The organism is Flavobacterium sp. PL11 (genome assembly GCF_035985025.1).
Lineage (GTDB): Bacteria > Bacteroidota > Bacteroidia > Flavobacteriales > Flavobacteriaceae > Flavobacterium.
On sequence record NZ_JAXCIA010000001.1, the window covers coordinates 25212 to 37827 of the forward strand.

General features: G+C 33.2%; 10 protein-coding genes. All 10 read right to left on the reverse strand.

Annotated elements, in window-relative coordinates:
* Positions 1 to 24: 24 nt before the first annotated feature.
* On the reverse strand, positions 25 to 606 hold the full coding sequence (gene ruvA / locus RCH18_RS00110; protein ID WP_326934722.1) for a Holliday junction branch migration protein RuvA: 582 nt from the start codon (positions 604 to 606) through the stop codon (positions 25 to 27).
* An 85-nt stretch (positions 607 to 691) separates the two neighbouring features.
* Complete coding sequence (locus tag RCH18_RS00115; RefSeq protein WP_326934723.1) at positions 692 to 2989, reverse strand: NADP-dependent malic enzyme; 2298 nt, start codon at positions 2987 to 2989, stop codon at positions 692 to 694.
* Between the two features lie 157 nt (positions 2990 to 3146).
* The gene (locus RCH18_RS00120; RefSeq protein WP_326934724.1) at positions 3147 to 3572 is read right to left on the reverse strand and encodes a CBS domain-containing protein; all 426 of its coding nucleotides are present in this window, start codon (positions 3570 to 3572) and stop codon (positions 3147 to 3149) included.
* Positions 3573 to 3642: 70 nt separating this feature from the next.
* Positions 3643 to 5508 carry a trehalase family glycosidase gene (locus tag RCH18_RS00125; RefSeq protein WP_326934725.1) on the reverse strand — a complete coding sequence of 622 codons (1866 nt, stop codon included), beginning with the start codon at positions 5506 to 5508 and terminating at the stop codon, positions 3643 to 3645.
* Between the two features lie 21 nt (positions 5509 to 5529).
* Positions 5530 to 6777: an MFS transporter gene (locus RCH18_RS00130; RefSeq protein WP_326934726.1), complete on the reverse strand. Its 1248-nt coding sequence runs from the start codon at positions 6775 to 6777 to the stop codon at positions 5530 to 5532.
* Positions 6778 to 6780: 3 nt separating this feature from the next.
* Positions 6781 to 7722 (reverse strand): carbohydrate kinase family protein, encoded by a 942-nt coding sequence (locus RCH18_RS00135; protein WP_326934727.1) that lies wholly within the window; start codon positions 7720 to 7722, stop codon positions 6781 to 6783.
* Entirely contained in the window at positions 7723 to 8901 is a 1179-nt protein-coding gene (locus RCH18_RS00140) for a fructofuranosidase/invertase (RefSeq protein WP_326934728.1), read from the reverse strand.
* A complete protein-coding gene (locus RCH18_RS00145) occupies positions 8898 to 10202 on the reverse strand; it encodes an MFS transporter (protein WP_326934729.1) in 1305 nt (434 codons plus the stop codon). The genes RCH18_RS00140 and RCH18_RS00145 overlap by 4 nt, the downstream gene beginning before the upstream one ends.
* Before the next feature lie 131 nt (positions 10203 to 10333).
* A complete protein-coding gene (locus RCH18_RS00150; protein ID WP_326934730.1) occupies positions 10334 to 11251 on the reverse strand; it encodes a GyrI-like domain-containing protein in 918 nt (305 codons plus the stop codon).
* Entirely contained in the window at positions 11235 to 12605 is a 1371-nt protein-coding gene (locus RCH18_RS00155; protein WP_326934731.1) for a vanadium-dependent haloperoxidase, read from the reverse strand. The genes RCH18_RS00150 and RCH18_RS00155 overlap by 17 nt, the downstream gene beginning before the upstream one ends.
* Positions 12606 to 12616 lie beyond the last annotated feature (11 nt).

Here is a 12616-nt window from a genome sequence, read left to right on the forward strand (position 1 = left end):
AACTCATGTTTCTTATATACCTTTTTAAAGGCTTTTTAGTGCTTTTTTTATTATTGACTCTACAGATGCTTCGGGATCATCTTTTACGATTTTCTCTATAACTTTTTCAGAGGCTTTGCGTACAAATCCTAAAACTTCCAAAGCTGATAACGCTTCATCTCTATTTGTATTGTTTCGGGACATTGAAACCTCATCTAGATCATAAAGTTTCAATACCTTTTCTTTTAGATCTAATATTACTCGTTGAGCTGTTTTACTCCCAATACCTTTTATAGATTGGATTGTAACAACATCAGCTGATGCGATTGCATTAGTAATTTGCTTAGGGTCTAGCGAAGACAGCATTGTGCGTGCAATACTTGCTCCAATACCAGAAACGGAAAGTAACAATCTAAAGATTTCTCGCTCTGATTTTTCCATAAAACCAAAAAGTGTATGCGCATCTTCTTTTATTTGAAGATGCGTATACACTTTGATAAAATCTGTAGTGGGTAATAAAGAATACGTATGCAATGAAATATTGATATGGTAACCAACACCGCCGCAGTCGATGATAATATGTGTAGCAGACTTCTCAACTACTTTCCCCTGTAAATGTGCTATCATGAATATTTATATATCACCAAATATAATAAAATTTACACGTGTTAGAATCAAATCAATAATTTTAACTACGCCTCTATTTTACAGACTATTGAATTGGATTTAATTTATTTTTTTTCATTTCTTTTTCCTGAGCATCGATAACGGCAATTGCAGCCATATTTACCATTTCCTCCACACTGGCTCCTAACTGAAATATATGAACTGGTTTATCTAGTCCAAGAATTATTGGTCCAATTGAATCTATTTTGTTCAATTCTTTTAAAAGTTTATAGGTAATATTAGCTGAATCTAAATTTGGAAAAATTAATGTATTTACTTTTTTACCTGCTAATTTAGAAAATGGAAATTTAGCTTTTAACATCTCTGGATTTAAAGCAAAATCAGCTTGAATTTCACCATCAATTATTAAATTGGGGTGATTTTTATGTAAATAAGAGACTGCATCTCTAACTTTTCCAGCATTTTGACTTGTGGACGACCCAAAATTAGAGAAAGAAATCATTGCAATAACTGGTTCAATTCCAAACATTTTAACCGTTTTAGCAGTCATTATCGCTATTTTAGCTAAATCATCAGCTGAAGGATCGATATTTATAGCTGTATCAGATAGAAACATTGGACCACGGGCAGTCATCATCATATTAGTAGTAGCTACAATTGATGATCCTGGTGCTTTATCAATAAGTTGTAGAATAGGTTTCACAACGGTAGGATAACTTCTAGAATGTCCAGTAACAAGTGCATCAGCTTCTCCTTCATTGACCATCATTGCTGCAAAATAGTTTCGCTCACGCATTAATTTTTGAGCATCTAGAAAAGAAATTCCACGTCTTTTTCTACTTGTCCAATATGTTGTGGCAAACTTATTACGTCTTTGCTCTTCTTCATCCGTTTTTGGATCGATGATTTCAACGTCAGCGTCAAAACCTATTTCTGCTTTTAGTTCTAAAATAATTTCCTTGTTACCAAGTAAAATAGGAAAACCAATCCCTTCTTCCCACACAATTTGAGCAGCTTTTAGAACATCTAAATGATCAGCTTCCGCGAAAACAATTCTTTTAGGATCTGTTTTAGCTCTATTTGTAATTAAACGAACCATTTTATTATCGTTCCCTAAACGATCTAAAAGTTCCGCTTCATATTTACTCCAATCAGTAATGGGATTTAATGCAACACCTGAGTCCATAGCTGCTTTGGCTACAGCCGGAGCAACAATAGTAATTAACCGTGGGTCAAAAGGTTTTGGAATAATATATTCTCTACCAAAATTTAATTTGGTAGCTCCATAAGCAACATTTACTTGTTCAGGCACTGATTCTTTAGTTAATAAAGCTAATGCTTTAACAGCCGCCATTTTCATAGCTTCATTAATTTTAGTTGCTCTTACATCAAGCGCACCTCTAAAAATATATGGAAATCCTAATACATTATTAACTTGGTTTGGATAATCAGAGCGTCCTGTGGCCATAATTACATCTTGGCGTGTAGCCATCGCAAGATTATAATCGATTTCTGGATCAGGATTTGCCATGGCAAAAACAATAGGATTAGCTGCCATTCCTAACAACATTTGTGGAGACATGATATCGCCTGTGGACAATCCTAAAAACACATCAGCGTTAACTAATGCTTGCTCGAGAGTTTGAGAAGGAATATCTTTTGCATACTTTAACTGCATTTCAGACAATTTAGGATTGTCCTTTGTAAGCAGACCTTTACTGTTAAACATAAAAATGTTTTCCATTCTCACCCCTAGCAATATATATAAATCAGCGCAAGCGAGCGCCGCAGAACCAGCTCCTGAAACCACTAATTTAACATCTTCCGCTTTTTTATCGGCCAGTTCTAACGCATTTAGCAATGCTGCAGATGAGATAATAGCAGTGCCATGTTGATCATCGTGCATTACGGGAATGTTCAATTCCTCTACTAATCGTCTTTCTATTTCAAAGGATTCTGGTGCTTTGATATCCTCAAGATTGATTCCACCAAAAGTAGGCGAAATATTCTTTACCGTTTGAATAAATTCCTCAATATCTTTTGTACCTATTTCAATATCAAAAACATCAATATCTGCAAATATTTTAAATAATAATCCTTTGCCTTCCATTACGGGTTTAGAGGCTTCAGGACCAATATCACCTAAGCCTAAAACTGCAGTTCCATTAGTAATTACTGCAACTAGATTTCCCTTAGCAGTATATTTATATACGTTATTAACGTCTTTTACAATTTCTAAACATGGTTCTGCTACTCCAGGAGAATACGCTAATGATAAATCTCTTTGTGTTGCATATTTCTTAGTAGGAACTACTTGAATTTTACCAGGAGTGGGCTTCGCATGGTATAATAATGCTTCTCTTCTTTTACTATCTTTGTTCATTTATAATAGATTTTTTTCTAGTTGACAAAGATAGAAGACTTAGCTTAATTAGGTAACTTTAAATCTATTCTTTTTAATAAATCAATGATTTATCAATAACTACAAGTGCAAATAGCCGCTAAAAAAGCGGCTATTTTCGATTTAAAATCATTTCTCTTTATTGGCTTATGTAAGAGTTCAAATGTTCTATAGTATTTTTTTGGATCGCTATTATCGCTTTTACAACATCGCTGATAGAGATAATTCCTATTACGATATGATTTTCTAAAACAGGTAAATGACGCACTCTTTTTGTGCTCATTAATTCCATACAAAACTCCAAATTATCTGACGGAGCAACTGTCACTACATCAGTTTCCATAATTTCATGAACAAAAGTCTTTTTAGACGATTTAGATTTTAAGACAACTTTTCTAGCATAATCTCTTTCAGATAAAACGCCTTTTAAAACTGTATCTTCTATAATAAGGATGGCTCCTATATTTTTTTCACTCATTACAGATAAAGCTTCATATACGGTATGGGTTGAAAGTATAGAGTAAACTTCTTTTCCCTTGCTGCTTAAAATTTGATTTACAGTCATAATTGATTCATTTAGTGAATGATAAAGTTAGAAAAAATATACATTCAAAAACAAAAAATGTTTTACATCACTAAAAGAGAGCATCTGGCGAAATTAATTCAACTAATTTATTTTTTAAATCTTCGTTTAAAATTTGTAGCCCACGTTGATACGAAGCATTGACCCAACCAAAACCTTCTTTAGCGATATAGTCAAACTCAGTGCCTACATTACCATACTCCGCAAAGACTTTATGCGAGCTTATTTCAAGATCAAATTTTTCTGGTATTGTTCCATTATAATCTACAACATTGCGAGTTATTAACCACAACCAGCGGTACACCATCTCTTGAGCCTTGTCTATAAAATTATATTGTAACAAACCTTCCCATAACAAAATTTGATGCGGTGCCCAACCAAACGGATAATCCCACTGCCGTTGCGTTGTGTGCAATGAGGATTCTAATTCGCTAGATTTTGTGCTACCTGTTATACCTCCCGTTTTTATAAATTGAGGTAGCGCTACTTCAACTAATTTTTTGGCTTGACTTTCGTCACATAATCCAGCCCAAAGAGGGAAGAATGTTGCTGCAGCTTCAAACGGAAATTGCTTTTTATTTATAAAATCATAATCAAAATACATTCCCGCTTGCTCATTCCAGCACAATTCATTTATTTTATTCTTGCGGTAAATCGCTTTTTGTTTCCAATCTCCCGCACTGTAAACAACATTGTCAATTGTAAAAGAATTCTCAAAATAGGTTTCAATTAAATAAGCGATGTCTTTTTCATATTTATATAAAAAACTATTTATATCAACTGAATTTAAATTGGCACAGGTGTTTATCAATCGGTTAGTTGTGTCATGTCCACTTTCGCGCATGCTTCTATCGTGAACAAAATATTCATCGAGATCCGCATCAACAATAGTTCGCTGTAAATACTGCTTTTCAAATTCTCTAATAGGTAATTTATATTTTTGAGCATAAGGTTCCAATACGTCATCAAAATGTCCAGCCTCTACTTCAAACGGCATTCCAATTCCATCCGCTTTATACCTGTTTAATCCCGTTGATGTCAATCTATTTCCTTGAACCATCCAAACGGTGTTGTATTCCAGAATTATAGTTTCAAGATGACTTTGTAACCAGTCTAAGCTTGGAATTCCCTTTTTTAAAATTTCAATTATTAATGATGAATAGAGCGGCGGTTGCGTTCTAGTTAAATAATAGCTTCTATTTGCATTCAGAATTTTTCCGTAATAAATAATTTGATACTTAAAATTTTCAGCTATTGCAATTGCTTTTTCTATTTTGTTATCAATTAAAAGTCCTAAACCAATAAAATAACTATCCCAACCATACATTTCATTAAACCTTCCGCCAGGAACTATGAAAGGAATGCCTTGTAAACTATATCCCTTTTGTTCTAAAGCCAAAGCCAAAATCCCCGGTTTATCATTTAAAGTTTCAATATACTCCATAGAATAATTCTCTGGAAGAATCTCTACTTTAAAGTTTGGCAACTCCTTTTCTAGTGCCTTAAAATAGGCAACTCCTTGCTGATCCTTTGCAGAGACATAAAGTGTAGCCACTTCACTTGAAGTTTTTTCATCTTCAATAATTTGCAGTAATCCCTTTTTATCGATCGTTCTAGTAAGCTCGTCCCAGTAATCATCTTTAATTTTCCTTGAAATGCGATCTACGGGATTTTCTTTAATTCGAGCTAAATCAACTTCGCCTGAGACCAAATTACTTTCCCTGAGTAATGCTAATTCTTGCAGTAAATTAGATAATTGATACGTACCAATAATTTCTATTGTTGCTTTAGTATTTTCATCAACAAGCATAAAATGCTTTGGACCAGTGTCGTCTTTTGTGATTTTTTTATCTTGATCTGTATCTTCTTGAGAAAGTAGTCTTTCAAAAACTTCTTCAATATTAATTAGAAATTTCATTTTAATTCTTTTTTAGTTAAACTAAGCATTATCATTTTTGACTTCTAATTTTACCACAGCTGATGCAGTTAATTTTTTCAAAATAAAGAAAGAAATCAGCAACAACGACATAGGAATCAATGTGTAATAAAATGCATTTTCAGGACCTTCGTTTTTAAATAAATATCCAATCACTCTGGAACCTAAAGTCCCACCTAGCGCAGAAAACACAACAATTAATCCCGTCATAGCGCTGTGTAATTTTTGAGGTAAAGCACTCAATACAACTGAATTTAGTAAAGGATATATTGGAGCTATGAAAAGTCCAACTAAAGGAAATGCAAATCCTATAAGCGGGATATCATCAAGAGAATTGATGTCTTTAACTTCTAAACCAACCGTTTTAGGAAGAACAAATATCACAATCAACATGGCTACTATAATACAAACACTTAAAACCCAAATCCAACTTACTCGCTTTGTAATAACACCAGCTAAAAGCCTTCCTACAGCTAGAGAAATTGCTAGTATACTTGCCATCATTATGCTTATGTTCTCAGGTAGATGTAAAACTTTGCTATTAAAAGTAGGCAGCCACGACATGATTCCTTGCTCAATCATTACAAACAAAAACGCACTGATAACAAAAACTATGGTTAATAATTTTGCAAATAACTTAAACATTTGCTTAAAATCATCTGCTAAATCAACACCAGGTATTTCCGTTTGATTTTCGAATTTAGTAAAAAATAAAAAGCCAAAAGACAGTAATGAAATTGCAGCTAAAAGCCAATAAACATTCAACCATGCATCAGGATTTCCAGCAGAATTAAACGCCGGAAACAAAAAATAGGCTAACGCAATTCCTATCATAAACACGCCCTCAATGCTACTCATTAAACTATTATGCTCTTGTTGATTTTTAGTTATTGTTCCAATAAGAGAATAAACGGAAACTTTTATTAAAGCAAAAGAAACGCCAACGGTGGCAAAAAGTATTTTTGCCGTATCAAAAGAATTTCCAAAATACATAGTGATACAAGCTATCGAAACTAACGCTAAACCAATAAGCATTGCTTTCTTGTAACCTATTCTCGGTAAAAATGAAGCTATTAAAAAAGAAACGATAGCGATCGGTAAATCCTTGTAAGCCTCTAAAACACTTGCTTGCAATTCATCTACACCATAATTTTTTTGTGCTTTTAAAATTACAATCCCCACACTATTTAAAAGAATTGCAAACACAAAGTAATTGAGATACATTGCGAGTTTAACTGTGCTTTTTTTCATAGTTTAGTTTAAATTTGTCTTTAAATATTTTTCAATATCGATGTCATCTGGCAATCTACCTACATACTGAAGTTTAAGCACTGCCAATTTTTGCGCGATTGTAACTGTTTCTTCAAATGATTTTTTAGATAAATGCGCATATAAAAATCCAGTCCAGAAAGCATCTCCCGCGCCTGTGGTATCTTTAATAACAGCAACTGGCAACGCTTTTTGATTGTAAATGCCACTTTCAACATTAGACAATACAACACCATCTTTCCCTTTTGTCAAGCAAATAGTTATCGCACCCATATCATGGAAATATTTAAAAATAAAATCATCAGTTTTGACCTCAGTAAATAAACGAAAACAATCATCTTCACTAATTTTAACTAATGGATTAGTGGCTAAATAATTTTGTAAAAATTGTTTTGCTTCATCTCGATCTGGCCAAATTTTTTCTGAAAAATTAACGTCAATACTGGTTTGCAATCCTAATGCCTTTGCTTGTCTAGCGCTTTCTATTATTGTACTTCGCGCTGGGTTTTTGCTTAAAGCGAAACAAGTAGTGTGAAATATTTTAGCACTTTTCAATAAATCCTCAGTGATTTGATGTGGCTGGATTTGACAATCTGCCTCTCGATAAGGAATAAAATCTGGCGTACTGGTAGATTTTGAAACAAATATTACAGAAGTCGGGTGATTCTCTGATTTTCTAATGTGTGAAGTATCTACTTTATTGGACTTCAATTTCCTAATAATGTATTCGCCCAAGCCATCATTGCCACAAGTCGCCACTAAAACTGATTTTAAACCCAAACGTGCGGCATTTACCGCAACATTTGTTGGTGAACCACCTAATAATCTATGGTAATCCTTTGTTTTATCTATAGATGCATTCATTTCATGACCAATAAAATCAATCAATACTTCGCCTACACAAACTATATCTATTGTCTTTTCCAATTAAACTAAAAATTTAAAATTATTATATAAGCTCTGGTGTAATAGAACAGCTGCGGCAGCACTCCAAGCACAAAAAGCAACACCATTAGGCTCTGTAGTATTGCTATTAAAGTTTTCATAGAAACTAAAATCGGCAACGGCATTTACGAAATTTAAAGCATCAAGTATTTCTGAAGCTTCTGTAATTTTTCCTTTTGAGAGAAGTGCCAAACCGTAAAATCCGTTAACCATTGACCAACTACCGCCGTTATGAAATTCGAAAGGAAAATTCCTAAACTCATATTTACAATTATTTTTGAGTAGATTCCAATCTAAATCAGTTTCAAAAATTGGAGGCCAAAAAGCAGGCAAGAGCTTCAATTTCATTTCGTTTTTGAGATTTAGCGAATACTTTACAATTTCATCTTGAAAATCATCAGATCCGATGTTTAAAAACAGTGACAATGAATTAGCAAATGCATCAAACTGTATTTTGTATCCTGCCGGAGAAAAGGAACACGGCATAAAATCTCGAATCTCTATTTCATTGTACGCCCTTTGGTGGTATTTATCTCCGCCAGCATCTGACGTAAAATTGATTTCTATTTGTTCTATAATCGTTTCAATTTTAGTCGCTATAGATTTGTCCTCTAAAAAATAATTATAACTTTTAAGTGCCCAAACTCGTAGCAATTGGTCGTAAAGAACATAGCCATCTGTAATATATTCATCGGCCCAATTTCCTGAAAGTGGCACATAGAGCAATCCCTTATTATTAAATTCCCATGCTTCGAGTAATGCAAAACATTTTTCAATATGAACGTTATATTTTGCCACAAACGCCAAATCATTAGTGTAATAAGCATATTGACAAACTCCAACAATAAACCAAGTTACAGCATCAACTCTGCCCGCTAAACCTCCATAACTCACCTCAACTTCTTTACCATTTGTCATTACATTAGATGGAATAGTTCCATTTATATGTTGGTTGTCAGCTAATGTTTTTAATGTTACTCGAAATGTTTCTATCAGTTGCTTATCTCCTGAAGCTAAAGCAGCTAATCCGCAAATTACTCCATCACGAGCCCAAACTCGTTTGTAATTTGAAATATTATTTGCACTAGCCAAAAAACCTTCAGGAGATGACACTTTTTGCAATAATTCTATTGCTTTTCTATAATTTATATCGTCTTTCATGCTGTTCTTGATACGTTTTTAGCGTGAATTAAAAGCGTGCAAAAAGCACCAATCAATAGTAATACGCCTGCAAAAGTTATCGCTTGACGTGGATCATTGTCTAAAAAATTTCTCAAAATATATCCAAATGAGAGATTTTGAATGATCATAGGAATTACAATCATCATGTTTATAATTCCCATATATACGCCGTATCTTTCTTTTGAAATGACTGCAACTACCATTAAGTATGGAATTCCCATCATACTAGCCCAAGCAATGCCGTATCCTATTATCACTGCAAAAAATAAATATTGATTCTGGACAGTTGGGAAAAATAAAAAGGAAGTGGCACCAAGCAAAAGACAGACAAAATGTACCAATTTTGCTCCAAATTTTTTAGCCAATTTTGCTAAATAAAAAGCAATAGAAAAAGTTACTATAAAACCAAACGCGCCAATTAATCCATTCCATTCTACCGCCTTTTCATACCCCACAGCATTTTTTGGCGTCACGTCCCAAACGGATAATGCAATACTTTTTGAATTATTTTGCCAGTAGCACATCATTGCATACCATTGGAACAAATACACTAAAAAAAGTTGCCACATAACTTTTGGCATATCTAATACCGCTTTATAAATATCGATAAATGGCGAAAAAACATTTAAAGGTTCTGCTTTTAAGAGTGCTAATTCTGCCGCAGTTGGGGGAATTTCTTTTATTTTTCTCATACTCCACCATATTGAAGTAACTGAAAGAATTCCTCCTAGAAAAAAGGAAGCGTAGATCCAAGTGGGTAACGAACCAGTATATCCAACAAATACAATGGGAAACAGAAATAAAGAAATATAAGCTAAAAATTGTCCAAATCCTGTAAAAAAACTTTGAGCCTGAAAACCCATAGGCTGCTGTTCCTCGTCTAATGTATCTGCTATAAATGCGCGGTACGGTTCCATGGCCGTATTATTACCTACATCTAAAATCCACAGTAAACCTGCTGCCATCCACAATGAGCTACTAAAGGGAAATATAAATAATGCTATACTACAAATTATTGCACCAATAAAAAAGAATGGCTTGCGTCTTCCCCATCGCGGATGCCATGTTTTATCACTCATAGCACCTACTATAGGTTGAATTATTAAACCTGTTAACGGCCCTGCCAAATTTAAAATTGGAATTTGATCTGGACTGGCATGTAAAAAATCATAAATAGGATTTACAGCGCTTTGTTGTAAACCAAAACTATACTGAATTCCAAAAAAACCAACATTCATATTGATAATCTGCCAAAAACTCAATTTTACTTTTAAGTTCATATTAGTTGGTTCATTTGTTAATTATTTCTAAAATTAAATTTAAAATTCCCAATAAAAAATAGAATAACAACAAAAACGTTTTCGATAAAGACGAAAACGTTTTCGATATAATAAATTCTCGCTATATATTGTTATTTAATCGCATACGGTATAATTATCTTCGTCTCCCATTCCATTTCGTCTCCACCATTAAATGGATTAGCTAAAAAATTTTCTCTAGGCATTTTATTCAATTTATATCCGTGATTATTTGCATAATCAATAAGTGCAAACCAAGCTCTATCTGAAGTTCTATAATTACCATAATAAGTCGCTGTCAATCCCTTAATAGCTGGAAGTTTCTTAAACTTAACGAACTTATTTTGAACGATTTTTACATTTTTATCAACTGGAAAGCAGTAATCAAAATCGATTGTTTCTTTGTCTAAATCCCATTTTGTAATTTGCACATAAGGTTTACCAATGATTTTAATTCCATTACTTATTAAAAATCCAGTTATGTCAGCATTATTGGCGATCATACTTTGCGCTTTCTGCTGCATAACGCTTTTTAAACTGATATAAGCAACAAATACTTCTTCAGAAGTACCTTCTCCATCAACACTTAGAGTAAAATTTTTTAAATGTTCTATTAAACCTTCTTTAAAATCACTGATTTTTTTTATTTGTTCCAGTTTGAATGGAGTGTCAAAAAAAGGAACCGATATTCTATTATAGATGCTATTATTATAATCTTTTATACCTACTTCTACTTTTGTAATGGAATCATTAATGGAGGAAATCTTCCAAGAATAGTCCATTTTAATATTTTTACCTGATAACTCATATTTTATAAAATCAAAATTTCTTTTTTCAAGAATGGTATATTTTTCATTACTAGTTAAAGTTTCAACACTTTTCCACTCTTGCAATCCTTGAAAGACAGTACCGGTAGCTGTTTTTACTGTAAACGAAATACAATAATCTTCTTTTTTAATAAGTAAATACCAAACTAAAAACAGACTACAAACACTAATTACTACAAGTATAATTTTATTTTTTTTGCTCATTCTTTTTTTTCATTTTCAACTTGCTTACCACATAATTGCCTATATTTCTTCCTTGATCGATACCATTTACAATAGCGGCTCTATAATGAATACCGCCATATAACCTGCTAATTGATGCTTCGGAAGCAGCTTGATTAAACGAGGTAAAACTTCGCTCAGGTAAACCAAAAGGAATTTCAGAGTCATCAATATAAGCAAAATTATCTCCAAAAATCGAAGTCAAAATAACCGCTGAACAGGTCGAAACGACTGAATGCCCGCTGGAATATTCTGGAAAAGGAGGTGTTTGCAATTGAGGCATCCATCCCTCATCTATAAATTTATTAATATAGGTTTCAGGACGCACGACATTGCTTCTAAATTTCTCATCCCAGCAACTAATAAAACTTTCAAATATTCCAATAGATGTTAATGTATTTATATAAACCGTTGTCTCAAAATCAGTTTTAGTCATTTTACATGCAATTTTTGCAATATTGATCCAATGCGCATCAGGCGTATTTTTCTTTTTTGCAAACATCATGTGTCCCTGAATCACTGTAGCATAAGGATTACAGTCCCAAAAGCTTGCAATGGCAGATTTCTCCGGAATTTTATCGCTTTTTGCATTTTCCATTGCGAGTAATTCTTGAGTGATACTATTTCCAAGATCATATACTTCTTTTGCTTCTTTATAAAATGATGAATTTTTATCGGTAGAAAAAGGATAAGGTGCTACAGGTTTAAATTGGGAAGATGAATCCATAACTAGCGGTCTTATTACTTTCCAGTTTGGTTCCACTGCATCCATATAGGATGGAGGAGTTGGTTGCCAGCGATCCTGACGATCAGAGTAAACCGAATATTTAGCAAATGTTCTCGATTGTTTATACCTATCTTTATCCATCCATTTATTAATATGATCTACTACTTTAAACGCATAGTCTTTTGACATCAAAAATTCGCTTTTATTTTCATCCTCCCATTTAATATATAAACTATCGCGGTATTTCTCAATCATATCCTCTGAAAACAGCAATTGCTTACTGATTTCTAGATGAGCTATAATCGCAGCCAGTCTTTGATTTACGCCACTTTTAGGATCTAATTTTGGGATAGGTGTCAAATCGTTTAGTTGCCCTTGTAAGCTTTCATATTCCTTACTGTTTTGAGCAATAATTTCATACGCTGCAATATTTGGGTAAACATATACCCTACTTGCTACCGGAGGCGAAAAAATATCATGAACCATAATCCAAGTAACGGTATCAACAGCTGCGCAAAAATCATCTGCTGTGATCTTTATTGGAGCCTCTTTTTTACAAGAAGTGAATAACATCATAATTATTCCTATAAGAAAAATCTTAGCATTCATCTTTCTAATTA